Here is a 17,758-nt window from a genome sequence, read left to right as displayed (position 1 = left end):
CACGAAGTCCTCCCTAGAAGTCGTTGGCGCTCTTCGCCATCAGGCCGCCGTCGCAGACCAGGTGCGACCCGGTGACGTACGACGACTCGCCGGACAGCAGCCACAGCACCGCCGCGGCCACCTCGTCGGGCCGGCCCAGCCGCCCGAGCGGGATCTGCGCGGCGGCCGCCTCCCGGATGCGCCCGAGGTCCGCGCCCCCGACGCGCAGCATCGCGGTGTCGGTGGCCCCGGGCACGACGGCGTTGACGCGGATGCCGTGCGGCGCGTAGTCGAGCGCGGCCGACCGGACGAACGCCGACACCCCGCCCTTCGACGCGGCGTAGGCGCTGTTCCCGCCGCCGGCGTGGCCGACGAACGCGGCCGGCGACGACGTGCAGACGACGGAGCCGCCGCGGCCGGCCTCGACCAGCCGGCGCAGCGCCTCGCGGCAGGTCAGGAACACGCCGACGAGGTTGACGGCGACGACCCGCTCCCACGCGTCGGCCGGGAACTCGTGCAGCGGCGCGTTCACCTCGATGCCGGCGTTCGCGAACACCGCCCCCGGCGCTCCGATCACGTCGAACGCCGCCGCGACGGACGCTTCGGACGAAACGTCGCACTCCACGGCGACCGCGCCGGACGCCCCTGCGGTGAGCGCCTCGTCGGCGGCAGCGGATGCCGCCGACAGGTCCACGTCCAGCGCCGCCACCCGCGCACCCCGCGCGGCCGCCGCCAGCAGCACCGCCCGCCCGATGCCCGACCCGGCCCCGGTGACGGCGACCGTCTCAGCCCACATCGGGCGAGCCCGGCGTGAGGTGGATGTGGATGTGCCGCTCGACGGCGTCCAGGACGGCGTCGCGGTCGCCGCCGCGCAGGACGTCGAGCAGCTCCTGGTGCTGCCGGGCGACGTCGGCGGGGTCGGCGTGCGCCGGGGCGTCGCGGCGGAAGTACGCGCGCACCCGCGGCTGGATGGTCTTCCACATCTGCAGGCAGTGCCGCTGCTCGGAGCGGGTGATGACCAGCTCGTGGAAGCGGATGTCGAGGTCGACCAGTTGCTCCGCCTCGCCGGCCGACGCGGCCACCAGCATGTCGTCGACCATGCCCTGGAGCGCGGTGAGATCGGCGTCGGTCAGCTTCTCCAGCGCCTTGCCGAACGCGAACCGCTCGAGCGTGATGCGGATCGGCACGAGCACCTGCTCGACCTCGTCCTGCGAGACGCCGAGCACCTCGCTGCCGCGGTACGGGTAGGACGCGATCAGCCCCTCCTGCTCGAGCTGGCGCAGCGCCTCGCGGACGGGGGCGCGGCTGGTGCCCAGCTCGGCGGCGAGGTCGAGCTCGACCAGCCGGTCGCCGGGCTTGAGCCGGCCGCTGGTGATCGCCTCGCGCAGGATCTCGGCGACGTGCTCGCGGCGCGACAGGCTCGGGACCCGTCGCAAGCCCAGCCCACTCATCGGTGACCTCCTACGTCTCGGTGCAGCATGGCGATGATCCTAGTGCATATGAGCGACTGTCGACAATCGTCCGTCGACCCTGCTACGGTCTCGCCCTACGAAATCCACCGGTCATCCCGACGAACCGAGGAGCCGACCATGAACCTGCGTCACCGTGCGGCCGCGCTGGCCGCGGCGGGCGCCGTCGTCACCGCGCTGGCCGCGTGCAGCAGCAGCGAGCGGACCGGCCAGGACGAGACCGCGGCCGACGACGCCGCGGTCACCGCCGCCGAGGAGGCCGCGCTCGCGGCCGCCGGCGGTGAGGAGCTCGACGGCAGTGTGACGATGCTCGGCGTGCTGGGCGGCGAGGAGCTCGACGCGTTCCTCAGCGTCGTCGCGCCGTTCGAGGACGCCACCGGCATCGAGGTGCGCTACGAGGGCACCCGCGACTTCGCCGCCGTCCTGCAGACCCGCGTCGACGGCGGCAACCCGCCCGACGTCGTCGCCACGCCGGCCATCGGCGAGATGGCGGCGCTGGCCGAGCAGGGCGCGCTCGTCGACCTCCGGACGGTGGTCGACGACGCCGTGCTCACCGCGAACTACCCGGCCAGCATGCTCGAGACCGGCACCGCCGGCGGCGAGCTGTTCGGCCTGTACAACACCGTCAACCTGGGCGGGCTGATCTGGTACGACCCGCAGCGCTACGACGGGCCGACCGAGCCGGAGAGCTGGGACGAGCTGCAGGCCTGGGCCGCGGAGAAGGCGGCCGCCGGCGAGACGCCGTGGTGCGTCGGCCTGGAGAGCGGCGCCGCCAGCGGCTGGCCGGCCGCCGACTTCATCGACGAGATCCTGCTCCGCCAGGCCGGTCCGGAGTTCCACCGGGCCTGGCGCGAGGGCACCGAACCGTGGACGTCGCCGCAGGTCGAGCAGGCCTACGAGACGTACGGCGAGATGATCGCCGACGGCATGGTCTACGGCGGGACGACGACCGTGCTCAGCACCGACTTCTCCCAGGCGGCCAACCCGATGTTCGCGCCGGAGCCGGGCTGTTACCTGCTCCAGCAGGCGACGTTCATGGGCGGCATCATCGCCGACGCCTTCCCGGAACTGGAGCCGGGCACGGACCTCGACTTCTTCCCGTCGCCGGACTTCAATCCCGAGTATCCGGGCATCTCCTCCTTCTCCGGCGAGATCCTCGGCCTGATCACCGACTCGCCGCAGGCCGCCGCGCTGACCCGCTACCTCGCCTCGACCGAGGCCGGGACGCTGATCGCGGCGACCGGGCGCTGGCTCTCGCCGAACGTGACGGTCGCCGCCGACGCCTACGAGGACCCGTTCCTGCGCCGCGCCCACGAGGTGCTGACCTCGGCCGAGGCGACGTACCCGCTGGGCAACTCGCAGATGCCGCAGCCGGAGGTGGACGCGTTCTGGCAGTCCGGGCTGGCGTTCGCGCAGGACCCGGGCGACCTGGACGCGATCCTGCAGGGCATCGAGGACGCCCGGGGATGATCGCCGATCGCATCGTCCTCACGCTGGCGGCGACGGCCGCGATCCTCGTCGGCGGCTGGGCCTACCTGCGCCTCGGCGACCGCGCGCTGGCGGCGCTGCCCCGCGGCGCGTACCGGCGGCTGGCGCCGTGGCTGTTCGCCGGGCCGGCGGTGGCGATGGTGCTGCTGGCGCTGGCGTTCCCGGCCGTCGTCACCGTCGGGTGGAGCTTCGTCGACGACGACGGCGGGTTCGCAGGCGTCGCGAACTACGCGCAGACGCTGTCCGACGAGGTGACCCGCATCGCTCTACGCAACACCGTCCTCTGGGTGGTGCTGCTGCCGACGCTCGCCGTGCTGGTCGGCCTTGCCATCGCCGTGCTGGCGGAGCGGGTCCGGTACAGCGCGCTGATCAAGGCCGCGCTGTTCCTGCCGATCGCGATCTCGGCCGTCGCGGCCGGGGTGATCTGGAGCTTCATGTACGACTACCAGCCGCCCGGCGCGGCGCAGACCGCCACCCTGAACGCCGTCGTGACGGCGCTGGGCGGCGAGCCGGTCGCGTGGATCGTCGACACCGCGACGAACAACTACGCGCTGATCGGCGCGACGCTGTGGACGCAGGCCGGGTTCGCGATGGTGATCTTCGACGCGGCGCTGCGCTCGGTGCCGGGGGAGCTGCTGGAGGCGGCCCGGCTGGACGGTGCGTCCGAGTGGGCGGCGTTCCGGCACGTCACGCTGCCGTTCCTGGTGCCGACGGTGGTGGTCGTGGCGACAACGATGACGGTCACCGCGCTGAAGGCGTTCGACATCGTCTACGTGATGACGAACGGCAACTACGGCACCGACGTGCTGTCGACGGTGATGTACCGGGCGCTGTTCACGGCGAAGGACAACGGGCTGGCCGGCGCCGTCGCGACGATCCTCATGCTCACCGTCGTGCCGATCATGATCGTCAACGTGCGGCAGTTCCGCCGCGAGACCGGGGTCGCGTGATGGCGGCGGCGATCCGGCGGATCCCGGTGCACGTGGTCGTGATCGCGGTGGCGGTGATCTGGGCGGTCCCGCTGCTCGGCCTGGTGGTCAGCGCGTTCCGGCCGTCGTGGGCGGTGCTCTCGTCGGGGTGGTGGGAGTCGTTCGCGCTGCCCGGCGACTACACGCTGGAGAACTACCGGCGGGTGCTGGACCGCGACGGGATGGCGCTGAGCCTGTTCAACAGCCTCGCGGTGGTGGTGCCGGCGACGGTGCTGACGGTGGCGATCGGCGCGGCCGCGGCGTACGCGCTGGCCGGGATGCGGTTCCGGTTGCGCAGCGCGGTGCTGCTGACGATCGTCGCGCTGATCATCGTGCCGATCCAGATCACGCTGGTGCCGCTGCTGCGGGTGTTCAACACGCTCGACCTCACCGGCAGCTTCCTCGGCATCTGGCTGGTGCACCTGGGCTTCGGCCTGCCGTTCGCGGTGTACCTGCTGCACAACTTCTTCGCCGCGATCCCGCGCGAGCTGTTCGAGGCGGCCGAGATGGACGGCGCCAGCCGCGGCCAGATCTTCTTCTCCATCGTGGTGCCGGTGGCCCGGCCGGCGCTGGCCGCGCTGGCCATCTTCGACTTCGTGTGGACGTGGAACGACCTGCTGGTCGCGCTGATCTTCCTCGGCGGCTTCCGCGACGTCGCGCCGATGACCGTCGCGGTGTCGCAGCTGGTCGCCTCGCGCGGCGACGGCTGGGAGATCCTCACGTCCGCCGCCGTGCTCTCCGTGCTGGTGCCGATGGCCGTGTTCGTCGCGCTGCAACGGCACTTCGTCCGCGGCCTGCTGGCCGGTGTCTCGAAAGGATGACCTGACCCATGACGTTGCGGATCGGCTTCGGCCGGACGGACCTCACCCCGCCGCTGGGCGTCGAGCTGGCCGGTTTCGGCCCGTTCCTGCGCCGCCGGGCCACGTCGGTGCACGCGCCGCTGTACGCGCGGGCACTTGCCGTCGCCGGCGAGGACGGCGGCCGCTGGGTGCTGGTGAGCTGCGACCTGCTGGGCGTGTCGGCCGCCGTCGTCGACGAGGTCGTCGCGCGGGTGGCGGACGCGACCGGCTGGCGGCCGGACGAGATCGTCGTCCACGCCACCCACAACCACTCGGGCCCCGGCACCGTCGAGAACGTCGGCTGGGGCGCGCCGGACGAGCTGTACGTCGCGCGGCTGCCCGCGCTGATCGCGGCGGCCTGCGTCGACGCGGTGCGCGCGCTGGCGCCGGCGGCGGTGCGGCACGCCGTCGTCCCCCTGGAGGAGTTCGCGCACAACCGCATGCTGCCGTCGCGCGACCCGGCACTGCTCGACGAGGGCGTACACGTGCTGAGGGTCGACCACGACGGCGCGCTGGCCGGGTTCGTCGCGTCGTACTCGTGCCACCCGGTGATCTGCTGCGAGGAGACGTCGGCCGTGCACGGCGATTTCCCGGGCGAGGCGCTGCGGCTGGTCGAGGCGGCGCACCCCGGCGCGACCGGAGTGTTCCTGCAGGGTGCGCTCGGCGACATCAACCCGCTCTACGCGCACGGCCCGGCGGACGAGTCGATGGTCGCGCTCGAGCAGTACGCGGGCCGGTTCGCCGACGCCGTGCTCTCCGGGCTGGGGTCGGCCGCGCCGCTCGCGGGTGACGCCGTCGCCGTCGTCAAACAGGAGATCCCGTACGAGCTGGCCCCGTACGACCTCGACGAGCTGCGCAAACGTCGCGACGAGGGCGACGACGTCACCTACCTGTCGCTGCGGCGGACCGTCGCCGCGCTGGAGGACGGCCGCGACGTGCGCCGTCCGCTCTGGGTGCACGCGCTGCGGCTGGGCCCGCTGACGCTGCTCGGCTACAACGTCGAGGTCTTCCACGGCATCAAGCGGCGGCTGCGCGACGCGCTGGGCGAGCACTGCCTGGTGCTGTCGACGACGAACGGCTGGCTGGGCTATGCCCCGACGCACGACGCGTACGAGCCGCCGGCCGACCCGTACCCCGCGTACGAGGTGCCGATCATCGCCTGTCACCTGCCGTTCCGGCCGGACATCGAGGACGACCTCGTGGCGGCCGGCGTGCGGGCGGCCGGGCGGCTCGGCGCGGACTCGCAATGGTGGCGCGGCGCCGTCGTCTACGAGTGCCACCTGCCCAGCTTCCGCGACGGGTCCGGCGACGGCATCGGCGACCTGGAGGGTCTGATCGAGGGCCTCGACTACCTGCGCGACCTCGGCGTCGACGCCGTCTGGACCGGGCCGTTCTACCGCTCGCCGCTGCTCGACCAGGGCTTCGACGTGGCCGACTACCTCGACGTCGAGCCGGTGTTCGGGACGCTGGCGACGTTCGACCGGCTGATCGAGGCCGCGCACGAGCGGGGCATCCGGGTCATCGTCGACTACATCCCGAACCACACGTCCGACCAGCACCCGTGGTTCGTCGCGTCGCGCTCGTCGCGGGACGACCCGAAGCGCGACTGGTACGTCTGGCGGGACCAGCCGAACAACTGGACCAGCGAGGCCGGCGGGTCGGTGTGGGAGTACGACCCTTCGACCGGGCAGTACTACCTGCACTCGCACCTCGTCGAGCAGCCGGACCTGAACTGGCGCAACCCCGAGGTCCGCAAGGCGCTGCTCGACGTGCTGCGGTTCTGGCTGGACCGGGGCGCCGACGGCGTGCGCATCGACGTCGCGCACATGCTGATGAAGGACCCCGAGTTCCGCGACAACCCGCCGGCGCCCGGGGGCAACCACAACGAGTTCGACCTGCAGCACCCCGACTTCGGCACCCAGCTGCACGTGCACGACCGGCGGCACCCGGACACCTTCGCCGCGCTGGCCGAGATCCGCGCCGTCGCCGACGAGTACGCGGGCCGCGTCACCATCGCGGAGATCGAGGCGATGCCGTGGGCGGACTGGGCCGAGTACTACGCCGCGGGCATGCACCTGCCGTTCCCGTTCCGGCTGCTGGAGACGCGCTGGCGGGCCGACCTGCTGCGTGCTGAGCTGGACGGCCTGTACGCGGCGCTGCCCGACGGCGCCTGGCCGATCGTCGCGCTGGGCAACCACGACCGCGTCCGGCTGGCGACGCGGCTCGGTCCGGCGCAGGCGCGGGTGGCCGCCGTGCTGCTGCTGACGCTGGCCGCCACGCCGTGCCTGCTCTACGCCGACGAGCTGGGCCTGACCGACCAGCCGGTGCCGGTCGAGCGGCAGCGCGACTACTTCGCCCGCACCCACGGCGGCGTCAGCCGGGACCCGTCCCGCACCCCGCTGCCGTGGACCGGCGGCGTCAACGGCGGCTTCTCGTCCGCCGCCGAGAAGCAGCTGTGGCTGCCGGTGGCGCACGACGTCGCGACGCTGAACGTGGAGGCGCAGCTGCGCGACCCGGCGTCGATGCTGCGGCTGTACCGGGCGCTGGCCCGGCTGCGGCACGCGTCACCGGCGCTGCGGCGCGGATCGATCGCGTTCGCCGGCGGCACCGAGTCGGTGCTCGCCTACACCCGGGCGGCGGGCGGCGACCGGAAGCTCGTCCTGCTCAACCTGACCGACCGGCCGGCGACGGTGCCGTTGTCTGTCGACGGGCGGGTGCTGTTGTCGACCGTGAGCGTCGGCATCCGGCCGGTCGCGGCGGGGGAGTTCGAGCTGGCCGCCGGCGAGGCGGTCGTCATCGACGTGGAGAGGGACCATGCGGATCACTGACATCAAGGCGGCCGGGCTGCGCGGCGCGACCCCGAAGGGCGGCTGGGCGCGCGAGCTGGACCCCGGCGACAACGTCCACACGCTGGTCGCCGTGCACACCGACGAGGGCGTCGTCGGCATCGGCAGCGTGTTCTCCAGCGAGGCGCTGGTGCGGGCGGCACTGGACCAGCTGCGTCCGCTCGCCGTCGGCGCCGACCCGCGCGAGCCGGACCGCGTCAGCCAGATCCTGCACGAGCACACGTTCTGGCTGGGCCGCGGCGGCGCCGTCACGCACGCCGTCAGCGGCATCGACATCGCGCTGTGGGACATCCTCGGCCAGGTCGCGGGCCTGCCGGTGAGCACGCTGCTGGGCGGGCGGTACCGCGAGCGGGTCCGGCCGTACGCGTCGGTGCTGATGGACGACCCGCCGGTGCTCAAGGACGACCTCGCCCGGCTGGTGGCGCTCGGCTTCACCGCGTTCAAGATCGGCTGGGGCTCGTTCGGCCGGGCGAACGACGCCGTCGACGAAGAGATCGTGCGGGCCGCCCGCGAGACCGTCGGGCCGGACGCGCTGCTGGCCGTCGACGCCGGCGGGTCGGACGCGTTCTGGTCGCGCGGGCTGTCCTGGGCGGTGCGGACGACGGACATGCTGGCCGGCTACGACGTCGCCTGGTTCGAGGAGGCGCTGCGCCCAGACGACGTCGACGGGTTCGCCGCGCTGCGGCGGCGCTCCCGCGTCCCGATCTCCGGCGGCGAGGTGCTGACCCGGCGGCAGGACTTCCATCGCTTCCTCACCGCGGGCGCGTTCGACATCGTCCAGCCCGACACCACCAAGGGCGGCGGGCTGTCGGAGTCGCGCCGGGTGGCCTGGCTCGCGGGGGAGTTCGGCGTCGCGTTCATCCCGCACGGCTGGAACACCGCCGTCGGACTGGCCGCCGACCTGCACCTGGCGGCGGCGCTGCCCGGCACCGAGCTGGTCGAGTACAAGACCGGGTCGGCCTACATCGACGAGCTGGCCGCGGGCGGTTTCGCGCTGGACGCCGACGGCCTGCTGCCGGTGCCGTCGACGCCGGGGCTGGGGCTGCGCCTGGACCCGGACGCGCTGGAGCGGTACGCGCCGGGGCACGCCCTGCTCACCCCGGAGGTTCGCCGATGACCGCCGTCGCGCTGCCCGCCGTGCTGGGTGGTCCGCCCGTCGTGACGGCCGCGAACGACCCGGCCTGGCCGGAGGTGGGCGGGGTCGAGAGCGCCTTCCTCGCCGAGGTGACCGAGGGCGGGCAGTGGGTCGGCTACGCGAACCACCCGGCGAAGTGGCGGGCGGTACTCGAGCAGGTCGTCGCCGACACGACCGGGCACCGCTACGGCGTCGGGCAGCCCAACGGCACGCTGGCGATCGCGAGCGGGCTGCGGGCGCAGCTGCTCGCGCGCGGAGCGTCCTGGGCCCATGGCCGCGACGAGGTGCTGGTCGCCGACCTCACGCACGCGTCGGCGCACCACGGCGTGACGCTCGGCGTGGCGGCGCAGCTGGGGCGGGCGCCGCGGCTGGTGCCCGTCCCGGCCAAGCTGGACGCGACGATGGACGAGGACGTGGTGGCGTCCTACCTCGCCGCGCACGCCGATCGCGTGCTGGCCGTCGTTCCCGCGACGATGTACGGCAACTTCGGCGCGATCGACCGGTTCGCCGCGCTGGGCCGCGAGCACGACGTCGTCGTCCACCACGACAACGCGCTGGGCGGCGCGGCCCGGTACGACGGCGCGGGCGCGCCGACGGCGTCGCTGTCCGGGCAGGGCGGCGGCAAGGCGGCGCCGTCCTGCGAGGGCGGGCTGACGCTGACCGACGACCCGGAGCTGGCCGCGCTGATGCGGGCCGACACCGACTGCGGCACCGGGCCCGGCCGGCTCGACCCGATCCCGTACGCCGAGGTCGCCCCGATGATGGCCGGGAACCAGCGCATGGGGGAGCAGCCGGCGGCGCTGCTGCTGGTGCAGTGGCTGCGGGCGCTGCACGCGCGGCTGGTGATGCGCGAGAACCGCCGCCTCATCCGCGAGCTCGTCGCCGATCCCGGCCTGTTCCCGGAGCCGGTGCTGTGGAACCCGCCGCCGGACGCCGAGTACCCGCCGTTCTTCGCGCTGTACCTGTCCTGCACCGAGGCGCTGGAGTCGTCGCTCGGCCTGACGCCGAAGGACCTGCGCGTCACGCTGGCCGCCGAGGGCGTCTGGGCCGAGGCGGGGTTCACGCCGACGCACCTGGACCCGGCGTGGCGGCAGTGGGCCGACGGCGTGCCGTTCTCGTACGAGATGTCGGCGCGGGTGGTCGAGCGGGCGGTGTTCGTGCACACGAAGTTCCTGCGCGACCCGCGGTTCCCGGACATGCTGGCCGAGATCTTCCGGCGGGTCGTCGCGCACCGGGACCGGCTGCGCGGCATCGGTGAGGGGCGCCCGGAACCGGTGTGGTGAGCCGCTGCCCGGGGCAGTTTCGGCCGTCTCGGCTGACCGCCCGCGCCGAGCGAGTCTGTCGGCGCCCGCCCGTAAGGTGGGGAGGCCGTGTCGGGCCGGTGGGCCCGGTCTGGTGGCTCGTCCTTGCGGTCGGGCGGATCAGGTGCGCGCAGGCCGGTGACGAAGGTCCAGTCCCCAGACGATGGGCATGCCCTCGGCGGTGCAGATCAGCTGCGGGCCCCGGGGTGGTGGAGTGCGGCGGGGTGACACCCGTGCCAACAGTTGGCGCTGAGGTCACCGCGCCGGAACAGTACGCCCGGCGGGCGGCGGGCCGGGTCTAGGACGTGCCTCATCTCGAGGGCGGGCCATACCTTCCCCCCTGCCGGGACGGCTTCGGCGATTTCGGCGGGAGAGAGCCGGCGAGGGCGACGCCGCGGCCGACCCAGCGGTTCAGGTCGTCGTCCTCGGCCAGTGCGGCGGCGTCGACCACCAGCCAGCCCTTCATCGGCCGGCCGGTGAAGTCGAACGGCTTCGCTCCGGGCTCGCCGAGCGCCGCCTCGTGCTCGTCGGCGGGCAGCCGGACCATGAGGTCGTCGTGGTGGACACCGCAGGCGAGGTTGCCGTTGACCAGGAACGCGAGGCCACCGAACATGCGCTTCTCGGTGACGTCGAGGCGTTCGGCGACGATGTCGCGGATGCGGGCGGCCAGCCCTTCGTCGTAGGCCATGCCCCCAGCCTGCCACCAAGGAGCCTGGAAAGGTCTTCCAGGCGATGCCGCCCAGGACAGGCGATTTCAGAGGGTGACAGACGCATTGACATGGAATGTCGTTCTCTGTTGCATGGCGGGCACCCCGACCGAGGAGGTTCGATGTCGCTCCGAGCTCTCCGCCGGCGGCCCGTGGTCGCCGCCCTCGCCCTGATCCTGCCGTTCCTCGTCCCCGCCGCGGCGCAGCAGGCCGCCGCCGAGAACGTCGCGCCGGAACCCGTCGCGGCGCTGCCCAACCCGTCGTTCGAGGAGCTGGACGGCGACCGCCCGGCCCAGTGGATCCTCGACGAGACCCGCGCCCAGACGCTCGCCGTCGTCGACACCGCCCGGACCGGCGAACGGGCCGTCGAGATCACCAACCCCAGTGGCCAGGCCATCGCGCTGCGCAGCACGCCGGTGACGACCCGGCCGGGCGCCACCGTCACCGGGTCGGTCTGGTACCGCAGCGTGAGCGGCGCCGCCGCCTGGTTCTACCTCGAGTTCTGGAACGCGGCCGGCACCCGCATCACCGAGCGGCACGTCGCGCCCGCTCCCGCCGCCGACTGGACCCAGACGACGGTGTCGGCCACGGCGCCGAACGGCACGGTGGCGGCCACCGTGCTGCTGTACGGATCGTCCACGACGACCGGCGTGAGCCTCGCCGACGACGCCGCGCTCGATCCCGGCTACGCGCCGCCCGACCCCGGCATCGGCACGCAGGTGCAGCTCTTCCACGACCTCGACCGCGTCGCGTCGATGGACCAGGTGGGCCGGGTCGTGCACGAGGCCGAGACGACGGAGCAGCCGCTCATCACGCCGACCGAGCCGTGGGAGTCGGACAACGTCTACGTGTACGGCACCGCCATCGTCGACGACGGCGTGCACAAGCTCTGGTACCACGCCTACAACCGCGAGATCGGCGACTACTTCACCCTCTACGCGACGTCGCCCGACGGGCGGACCTGGACGAAGCCGTCGCTCGGGCTGGTCGAGTACGACGGCTCGACGGACAACAACATCGTCGGCACCATGCACAGCCCGACGGTGATCAAGGACGCGGCCGACCCCGATCCGGACCGCCGCTACAAGATGCTCGCGTTCGAGTACGGCCCCGAACGCGGCTACACGGTCTACTTCTCGCCCGACGGGCTGCGGTGGACGCCGTGCGACTGCAACCCGGTCGACGACGGCGCGGACGTCGCGAACATGTTCCACGACCCGAACACCGGCCTGTACACGGTGACGTGGAAGCAGCCGCACACCGACGGCCGGCGGGCGGTGTTCCTGTCGACCAGCACCGACTTCGAGACCTGGACCGAGCCGGAGCTGATCTTCGAGGCCGACGAGCGCGACCAGCAGCAGGCCGTCGGCAACGGGCTGGAGAACGCGCAGGTCTACGGCATGCCGGTGGTGCCGTACGAGGGCCGCTACGTGGGCTTCCCGTGGATGTACTCCTACGCCGGGGCGGGTGAGGCGGGCACCGCCGGCGACGGGCCGATCGACGTCCAGCTGGCCTTCAGCGACGACCTGCGCGCCTGGCAGCGCGACGACCGCCGCCCGGTGATCCCGCGCGGGGTGCCGGGATCGTGGGACTACGGCATGGTCTTCACGTCCAGCGCGCTGATCGAGTCCGGCGACGAGCTGCTGCTCTACTACGGCGCGTGGAACGGCTGGCACGGCACCACCGACCGGCAGGCCGCCGTCGGGCTGGCGCGGTGGCGCCGCGACGGGTTCGCGTCGCTGGTCAACGGCGGCGACCGGCCCGGCACCGCCACCACGACGCCGTTCGTGGCGACCGGCGACGAGCTGCGGCTCAACGCCGCGCTGGACAAGCGCGGTTCGCTGCGGGTGGAGGTCCTGGACGAGAACGGCGTGCCGATCCCCGGGTTCGGCGCCGGCCAGGCCCGCCCGATCATCGGCGACCGCGTCGATCACCTGGCCCGCTGGCGGGTCGGGGTCTGGGCGGACCTCGAGGGCCGCACGGTGTCGCTGCGCTTCCACCTCGACGGCGGCGACCTGTACTCGTACCGCCAGCAGGACGCCGGCTGAGTCCCGGCGGCTCGACCCTGCTCATGGCCCGATAGGTTCGGGCCATGAGCAGGGTGTTGTGGCACGTGACGATGTCGGTCGACGGCTTCATCGCCGGGCCCGAGCACGACATGGACTGGGTGTTCGAGCAGCCGGCGCCGCCGGAGTCCTCGTCCGACGTCGTGCCGCGCGTCGGCGCCATCCTCAGCGGCCGGCACACCTACGACGTCGGGCAGCGCGACGTCGGCAAGGGCAGCGGCGAGGCGTTCGAGGGCGCGTGGTCCGGCCCCGAGTTCGTGCTGACGACGCACCCGCCGGCCGAGCCGCTGCCGGCCGGCGCGCCGACGTTCCTGTCCGGCGACATCCGCGCCGCCGTGGCGACGGCGCAGGCCGCCGCCGGCGACGGCGACCTGCTGGTGCTCGGCGCCGACGTCGTGCTGCAGTGCGTCGAGGCCGGGCTGGTCGACGAGTTGCTGGTGCACATCGCGCCGCTGCTCCTCGGCGACGGCGTCCGGCTCTACGGCGGCCCCGGCCGTGGCCGCGTCGACCTCGAACTCGTCGAGGCCACCGGGACGGTGCTGCGCTACCGGGTGGTCCGCGCCTAGGCGCCCGGTGGCGTGGGGCTGGGGACGACCGGCAGGCTGCCGCGTTTGGCCGCCCCGGGCGGGAGACCCACGACGCGTTTGAAGGCGCGGGCGAAGGCGGCTTCGGAGCGGTAGCCGAGCCGCCGCGCCAGCTGCGCCGCCGTCGCCTGCTCGGAGCGCAGCGCGTCGAGCGCGAGGTTCATGCGCCACGTCGTCAGGTACTGCATGACCGGCTCGCCGACCACCTTGGTGAACCGGTCGGCGAACGCCGACCGCGACATCGCCAGCTCGGCCGCGAGGCTGGCCACCGACCAGTCGCGGTCGGGCTGCTGGTGGATCAGTGAGATGGCCCGGCCGATCTGCTCGTCGTGCAGCGCGCCGAGCCAGCCGGTGCGGGCGGCGGGGTCGGTCTCGAGCCATGCCCGGATGGCCTGGATCACCAGGATGTCGCCGAGCCGGGTGATGACCTCCTCGCCGCCGGGCCGCAGGTGCTGCGCCTCGGCCGACATCAGCCGCAGCGTGCTCTGCATCCACTCCTGCTGCGGCGACCCGCCGACCTCGACGTGGATGGTGTCGGGCAGCGCCTCGACGAGCTTGCGCGCGGCCGGGTGGTCGAACCGGACGGCGCCGCAGATCAGCGTCGTCGGGTCGCCGCCACCGCCGTGGCGGATCAGTTCGTACCGCTCGGTGGCGGTCACGCGTTCGAGGTCCATGACGCTCGGTGCCGGCGCGCCGGGCGCGCCGAGGATCAGGTGCCCGCGCCCGTGCGGGACCAGCGCCAGCTCGCCCGGGAGCAGCGCGCGCGGCGGCGCGTCCTCCGTCTGCAGCCACGCCGGTCCCGACGTCACGATGTGGAACCAGATGTGGCCCGGCATGGCCGGCATCGTCATGCCCCAGGGGGCGCTCAGTTCGGAACGGCAGTAGAACGCGCCGTTCATGCGCATCTGGTGCAGCGCCTCGCCGAGCGGGTCGGTGGGCGCCCAGTGGTCCGGCGTCGTCGTCATGAGACGAGTATCCACCTCTCTATGCCCAGACATCCAGAGTGGCTGGACGAATGAGCATGAAAGGTGGCTGTGCAGTCATAGATCCGCCGGATCAGCGCTGCTTGACTGGACGACAAGCAAGCACACACCGACACAGGGAGCACACCATGAACGCCACCAGCCTCGTCCTCGGCGGCACCGGCAAGACCGGCCGCAGGGTCATCGAACGCCTCACGGCCCGCGGCGCCACGTTCCGCGTCGGCTCGCGGTCGGCGGAGATCCCGTTCGACTGGACCGACCGCACGACGTGGCCGGCCGCGCTGGCCGGCGTCGACCGGGTCTACATCGCGTACTACCCCGACATCGCCATCCCCGGCTCCGCCGACCTGGTCAAGGAACTGGCCGAGGCCGCCCGCGACGCCGGCGTCCAGCGGCTGGTGCTGCTGTCCGGGCGCGGCGAGGAGGAGGCGGAGGCCACCGAGAAGGTCGTGCAGGCGTCCGGGCTGGAGTGGACGATCGTCCGCTGCTCCTGGTTCAACCAGAACTTCGACGAGGGCTACCTGCTCGACCCGATCCTCGCCGGCGAGGTCGCGCTGCCGGCCGGCGACGTGCCGGAGCCGTTCGTCGACGCCGACGACATCGCGGACGTCGCGGTGGCGGCGCTGACGGAGGACGGCCACGCCGGCGAGGTGTACGAGCTGACCGGGCCGCGGATGCTGACCTTCGCCGAGGCGGTCGCCGAGATCGCGAAGGCCAGCGGGCGCGAGATCGCCTTCATCCCGGTCGCGCACGAGGACTACGTCGCGGCGCTGGCGCACGCGGACCTGCCGGCCGAGGTCGCCTGGCTGGTCGGCTACCTGTTCGGCGAGGTCCTCGACGGCCGCAACGCGCACCTGAGCGACGGGGTCCAGCGGGCCCTGGGCCGCGCGCCGAAGGACTTCTCCGACTACGCCCGCGAAGCCGCCGCCCGCGGCGCGTGGACCGCCTGACCACACCCCACCGAGACAGCAAAGGAGACCCGGCCATGTCGGACCGCCTCGAGACCACCGCCACCGTCATCGCGATCACCGGCAGCGCCCTCATGGCCGGGATGTGGTTCTTCTGCTCCGTCGCGCTGATGCCGGCGCTGGCGAACCGCCCCGTTCCCGAAGCGATCGCCGCGATGCAGGAGATCAACGTCGTCATCCTGAACCCGCTGTTCGGGCTCGCCTTCGGCGGGACGGCGCTGGTCTCGCTCGGCCTGACGGTCGCGACGTTCCTCCGGCTGGACCGGCCGGCGTCCGGGCTGCTGCTGGCCGCCGCGCTCGTCATCCTCGTCGGGACCTTCGCCGTGACGATGGCGTTCAACGTCCCGCTCAACGACCAGCTCGCCGCCGCCGACCCGGGCAGCGCCGCCGGGGCCGAGGTCTGGGAGCGCTACCTGTCCCGCTGGACCGGCTGGAACCACGTCCGGCTGGTCAGCTCGACGGCGTCGGTGGTGCTGTTCGCGACCTACCTCATCCGGCGCTGAGCTCGACGTCGAGCTCGCCGTGGCCCGCCAGCCACTCGACCGCCTCGCGGACCGCCTCCTCCGGCGCGTACCGCGGGGCGTAGCCGAGTGCGCGGCGGGCCTTGTCGCTGGACGCGAACTGGCTGCGCGACAGGTGCTCCCAGCTCTGCTCCGCGTACTCGGGCGTGGTGCCGGCGCGGAACTCGTCCCAGCCGACGAACTCCAGCGCCGGCTCGCGGCCGAACCACGACGCCGCGTACCCGGCGAACCCGCGGACGGTCAGCGCCGACGGCGCCGTGACGTGGAACGCCTGGCCGGCCGCGGCGTCGCGTCGCTCGATCGCCAGCTGGAAGCCCTGCGCGACGTCGTCGGCGTGGACGTGGTGCAGCAGCTCGGCCCCGATGCCCGGGACGGCCAGCGGCGCACCGGACGCCAGCGCCGTCCACACCGCCGGGTCGAGGTTGCCCAGCGGGTTGATCGGGTGCCAGCCCGGCCCGCTGATGTGCCCGGGGTGCAGCGACGTCGTCACCAGCCCGCCGCGTGCGGTCTCGTCCAGCAGCAGCCGCGCGATGGCCGCCTTCCGCACGCCGTAGTCACCGAACGGCACGGTCTCGCTGTCCTCGCGCAGCGGGATCGACCGGCTCGGGCCGTGCATCCAGATCGAGCCGCAGTGCACCAGGTGCGCCACCCGCCCGCGCAGCCCGTCGACCAGCTGGCGGGCCGACTCCTCGGTGAAGCAGACCATGTCGACGACGACGTCCGGCGCGAGGTCCGCGACCCGGCCGGCGAACGTCCCGGCGCGGTCCTCGGCCTCGCGGTCGACGGTCAGCTGCTCGACCTGCTCCCACGCCGGATGCTCGGCGTATGGGCGCCGCGTGCCGCGGCTGAGGTTGACGACCTGGTGCCCGGCGGCGACCAGCCGCGGGATCAGGTACGTGCCGACATGACCGGTCCCGCCGACGACGACGATGCGCATGCGCCCATCATGGCCGTCTAGGGTCGTCGGCATGAAGGCGCTGCGGGCGGTCGATGTCAGGGGCGTGTGGGGGACGGTGCTGCTGCCGCTCCGTGACGGCGGCGACGTCGACTGGGCGAGGCTGGCCGCGCAGGTCGACGCACTGATCGCCAGCGGCGTCGACGGCGTCTACGCACACGGCACCGCGGGCGAGTTCCACGCCATCGACGAGGCCGAGTTCGACCACGTCAACGACGTGCTGGCGACGCTGTGCGAGGCGGCCGGGCTGCCGTTCCAGCTCGGGGCGTCGCACCCGGCCACGCCGGTGATGATGGGCCGGATCCGCCGGGCCGCGGCGCTGGAGCCGGGCGCCGTCCAGGTGATCCTGCCCGACTGGGTGCCGCTCAACGACGACGAGGTGGTGCGCTTCCTGGCCGGCGCGGCCGAGGCGGCGGGGCCGGTGCCGCTGGTGCTCTACAACCCGCCGCACGCGAAGACGCCGGTCGGGCCGGAGCTGCTGGCCCGCGCCGCCGCCGCGACGCCGTCGCTGATCGGCGTGAAGATGGCCGGTGGCGACGACGGCTGGTACGCCGCGATGGCCGAGCTGGCCGGCGATCTGTCCGTCTTCGTGCCCGGCCACCTGCTGGCGACGGGCCTCGCCCGCGGCGCGCACGGCAGCTACTCCAACGTCGCCGCGATGTCGCCGCGCGGCGCCGTCGCCTGGTACCGCATGATGACGACGGACCCGCCGGGCGCGCTGGACGTCGAGGCGCGCATCGCCGAGTTCTTCCGCCGGCACATCGCCCCGCTGCAGGCCGCCGGGCTGTCCAACCCGGCGCTCGACAAGTTCCTCGCCACGGTCGGCGGCTGGGCCGACATCGGCACGACGCTGCGCTGGCCCGCGTCGTCGGCGCCCGACGACGCCGTCGCGCCGGCCCGCGCTGACGCGAACCGGCTGCTCCCGGAGCTGTTCCCGGCCTGATCGCAG

At 73.4% G+C, this 17,758-nt stretch carries 16 protein-coding genes; 11 read left to right on the top strand and 5 right to left on the bottom strand.

Annotated features, from left to right (window positions below; all coding sequences use genetic code 11):
* Positions 1 to 13: 13 nt before the first annotated feature.
* On the bottom strand, positions 14 to 775 hold the full coding sequence (locus BLV02_RS19795; RefSeq protein WP_069109788.1) for an SDR family NAD(P)-dependent oxidoreductase: 762 nt from the start codon (positions 773 to 775) through the stop codon (positions 14 to 16).
* Positions 765 to 1,430: a GntR family transcriptional regulator gene (locus tag BLV02_RS19790; protein ID WP_069109787.1), complete on the bottom strand. Its 666-nt coding sequence runs from the start codon at positions 1,428 to 1,430 to the stop codon at positions 765 to 767. Before BLV02_RS19790 ends, BLV02_RS19795 begins: the two co-directional genes overlap by 11 nt.
* Before the next feature lie 138 nt (positions 1,431 to 1,568).
* Between BLV02_RS19790 and BLV02_RS19785 the strand changes: the two genes are divergently transcribed.
* From BLV02_RS19785 to BLV02_RS19755, 6 genes are read left to right on the top strand one after another with little or no spacing between them, the layout of a single operon-like run.
* The gene (locus BLV02_RS19785) at positions 1,569 to 2,918 is read left to right on the top strand and encodes an ABC transporter substrate-binding protein (RefSeq protein ID WP_069109786.1); all 1,350 of its coding nucleotides are present in this window, start codon (positions 1,569 to 1,571) and stop codon (positions 2,916 to 2,918) included.
* Positions 2,915 to 3,886 (top strand): carbohydrate ABC transporter permease, encoded by a 972-nt coding sequence (locus BLV02_RS19780; RefSeq protein WP_083288317.1) that lies wholly within the window; start codon positions 2,915 to 2,917, stop codon positions 3,884 to 3,886. The genes BLV02_RS19785 and BLV02_RS19780 overlap by 4 nt, the downstream gene beginning before the upstream one ends.
* Entirely contained in the window at positions 3,886 to 4,725 is an 840-nt protein-coding gene (locus tag BLV02_RS19775; protein ID WP_069109785.1) for a carbohydrate ABC transporter permease, read from the top strand. The genes BLV02_RS19780 and BLV02_RS19775 overlap by 1 nt, the downstream gene beginning before the upstream one ends.
* A gap of 8 nt (positions 4,726 to 4,733) precedes the next feature.
* Positions 4,734 to 7,571, top strand: coding sequence for a neutral/alkaline non-lysosomal ceramidase N-terminal domain-containing protein (locus BLV02_RS35145; RefSeq protein WP_083288316.1), 2,838 nt, complete (start codon positions 4,734 to 4,736; stop codon positions 7,569 to 7,571).
* Positions 7,558 to 8,706, top strand: coding sequence for a mandelate racemase/muconate lactonizing enzyme family protein (locus BLV02_RS19760; protein WP_069109784.1), 1,149 nt, complete (start codon positions 7,558 to 7,560; stop codon positions 8,704 to 8,706). The genes BLV02_RS35145 and BLV02_RS19760 overlap by 14 nt, the downstream gene beginning before the upstream one ends.
* Positions 8,703 to 10,007 carry a DegT/DnrJ/EryC1/StrS family aminotransferase gene (locus BLV02_RS19755; protein ID WP_069109783.1) on the top strand — a complete coding sequence of 435 codons (1,305 nt, stop codon included), beginning with the start codon at positions 8,703 to 8,705 and terminating at the stop codon, positions 10,005 to 10,007. The genes BLV02_RS19760 and BLV02_RS19755 overlap by 4 nt, the downstream gene beginning before the upstream one ends.
* 328 nt (positions 10,008 to 10,335) lie before the next feature.
* Here BLV02_RS19755 and BLV02_RS19750 read toward each other — a convergent pair whose 3' ends face one another.
* Positions 10,336 to 10,713: a TfoX/Sxy family protein gene (locus BLV02_RS19750; RefSeq protein ID WP_069109782.1), complete on the bottom strand. Its 378-nt coding sequence runs from the start codon at positions 10,711 to 10,713 to the stop codon at positions 10,336 to 10,338.
* 141 nt (positions 10,714 to 10,854) lie between these two features.
* Here BLV02_RS19750 and BLV02_RS19745 point away from each other — a divergent pair, with 141 nt between their 5' ends.
* Together BLV02_RS19745 and BLV02_RS19740 are read left to right on the top strand one after the other, a co-directional pair.
* Positions 10,855 to 12,780 carry a glycoside hydrolase family 32 protein gene (locus BLV02_RS19745; protein ID WP_141711411.1) on the top strand — a complete coding sequence of 642 codons (1,926 nt, stop codon included), beginning with the start codon at positions 10,855 to 10,857 and terminating at the stop codon, positions 12,778 to 12,780.
* A 44-nt stretch (positions 12,781 to 12,824) separates the two neighbouring features.
* Complete coding sequence (locus tag BLV02_RS19740) at positions 12,825 to 13,364, top strand: dihydrofolate reductase family protein (RefSeq protein WP_069109780.1); 540 nt, start codon at positions 12,825 to 12,827, stop codon at positions 13,362 to 13,364.
* Here BLV02_RS19740 and BLV02_RS19735 read toward each other — a convergent pair.
* Positions 13,361 to 14,347 carry an AraC family transcriptional regulator gene (locus BLV02_RS19735; RefSeq protein ID WP_069109779.1) on the bottom strand — a complete coding sequence of 329 codons (987 nt, stop codon included), beginning with the start codon at positions 14,345 to 14,347 and terminating at the stop codon, positions 13,361 to 13,363. The two genes, BLV02_RS19740 and BLV02_RS19735, sit on opposite strands and share 4 nt — an antisense overlap.
* Before the next feature lie 146 nt (positions 14,348 to 14,493).
* Between BLV02_RS19735 and BLV02_RS19730 the strand changes: the two genes are divergently transcribed.
* Both BLV02_RS19730 and BLV02_RS19725 read left to right on the top strand, forming a co-directional pair.
* Complete coding sequence (locus tag BLV02_RS19730; RefSeq protein ID WP_069109778.1) at positions 14,494 to 15,315, top strand: NAD(P)H-binding protein; 822 nt, start codon at positions 14,494 to 14,496, stop codon at positions 15,313 to 15,315.
* 35 nt (positions 15,316 to 15,350) lie between these two features.
* A complete protein-coding gene (locus BLV02_RS19725) occupies positions 15,351 to 15,836 on the top strand; it encodes an anthrone oxygenase family protein (protein WP_069109777.1) in 486 nt (161 codons plus the stop codon).
* Here the strand turns inward: BLV02_RS19725 and BLV02_RS19720 are convergent.
* A complete protein-coding gene (locus BLV02_RS19720; RefSeq protein ID WP_069109776.1) occupies positions 15,823 to 16,791 on the bottom strand; it encodes an NAD-dependent epimerase/dehydratase family protein in 969 nt (322 codons plus the stop codon). The two genes, BLV02_RS19725 and BLV02_RS19720, sit on opposite strands and share 14 nt — an antisense overlap.
* Positions 16,792 to 16,822: 31 nt before the next feature.
* Here BLV02_RS19720 and BLV02_RS19715 point away from each other — a divergent pair, with 31 nt between their 5' ends.
* On the top strand, positions 16,823 to 17,752 hold the full coding sequence (locus BLV02_RS19715; protein WP_069109775.1) for a dihydrodipicolinate synthase family protein: 930 nt from the start codon (positions 16,823 to 16,825) through the stop codon (positions 17,750 to 17,752).
* Positions 17,753 to 17,758: the final 6 nt, after the last annotated feature.

This window comes from Jiangella alba, from assembly GCF_900106035.1.
Classification (GTDB): Bacteria; Actinomycetota; Actinomycetes; order Jiangellales; family Jiangellaceae; genus Jiangella; species Jiangella alba.
The sequence above is the reverse complement of the archived record's forward strand: the minus strand, read 5'-3'. Positions and strand labels throughout refer to the sequence as shown.

Excerpts from the sequence above, each read along its gene's own strand:
- BLV02_RS19795 (WP_069109788.1), bottom strand. The coding sequence starts at position 775 with ATGTGGGCTGAGACGGTCGCCGTCACCGGGGCCGGGTCGGGCATCGGG.
- BLV02_RS19790 (WP_069109787.1), bottom strand. The coding sequence starts at position 1,430 with ATGAGTGGGCTGGGCTTGCGACGGGTCCCGAGCCTGTCGCGCCGCGAG.
- BLV02_RS19785 (WP_069109786.1), top strand. The coding sequence starts at position 1,569 with ATGAACCTGCGTCACCGTGCGGCCGCGCTGGCCGCGGCGGGCGCCGTC.
- BLV02_RS19780 (WP_083288317.1), top strand. The coding sequence starts at position 2,915 with ATGATCGCCGATCGCATCGTCCTCACGCTGGCGGCGACGGCCGCGATC.
- BLV02_RS19775 (WP_069109785.1), top strand. The coding sequence starts at position 3,886 with ATGGCGGCGGCGATCCGGCGGATCCCGGTGCACGTGGTCGTGATCGCG.
- BLV02_RS35145 (WP_083288316.1), top strand. The coding sequence starts at position 4,734 with ATGACGTTGCGGATCGGCTTCGGCCGGACGGACCTCACCCCGCCGCTG.
- BLV02_RS19760 (WP_069109784.1), top strand. The coding sequence starts at position 7,558 with ATGCGGATCACTGACATCAAGGCGGCCGGGCTGCGCGGCGCGACCCCG.
- BLV02_RS19755 (WP_069109783.1), top strand. The coding sequence starts at position 8,703 with ATGACCGCCGTCGCGCTGCCCGCCGTGCTGGGTGGTCCGCCCGTCGTG.
- BLV02_RS19750 (WP_069109782.1), bottom strand. The coding sequence starts at position 10,713 with ATGGCCTACGACGAAGGGCTGGCCGCCCGCATCCGCGACATCGTCGCC.
- BLV02_RS19745 (WP_141711411.1), top strand. The coding sequence starts at position 10,855 with ATGTCGCTCCGAGCTCTCCGCCGGCGGCCCGTGGTCGCCGCCCTCGCC.
- BLV02_RS19740 (WP_069109780.1), top strand. The coding sequence starts at position 12,825 with ATGAGCAGGGTGTTGTGGCACGTGACGATGTCGGTCGACGGCTTCATC.
- BLV02_RS19735 (WP_069109779.1), bottom strand. The coding sequence starts at position 14,347 with ATGACGACGACGCCGGACCACTGGGCGCCCACCGACCCGCTCGGCGAG.
- BLV02_RS19730 (WP_069109778.1), top strand. The coding sequence starts at position 14,494 with ATGAACGCCACCAGCCTCGTCCTCGGCGGCACCGGCAAGACCGGCCGC.
- BLV02_RS19725 (WP_069109777.1), top strand. The coding sequence starts at position 15,351 with ATGTCGGACCGCCTCGAGACCACCGCCACCGTCATCGCGATCACCGGC.
- BLV02_RS19720 (WP_069109776.1), bottom strand. The coding sequence starts at position 16,791 with ATGCGCATCGTCGTCGTCGGCGGGACCGGTCATGTCGGCACGTACCTG.
- BLV02_RS19715 (WP_069109775.1), top strand. The coding sequence starts at position 16,823 with ATGAAGGCGCTGCGGGCGGTCGATGTCAGGGGCGTGTGGGGGACGGTG.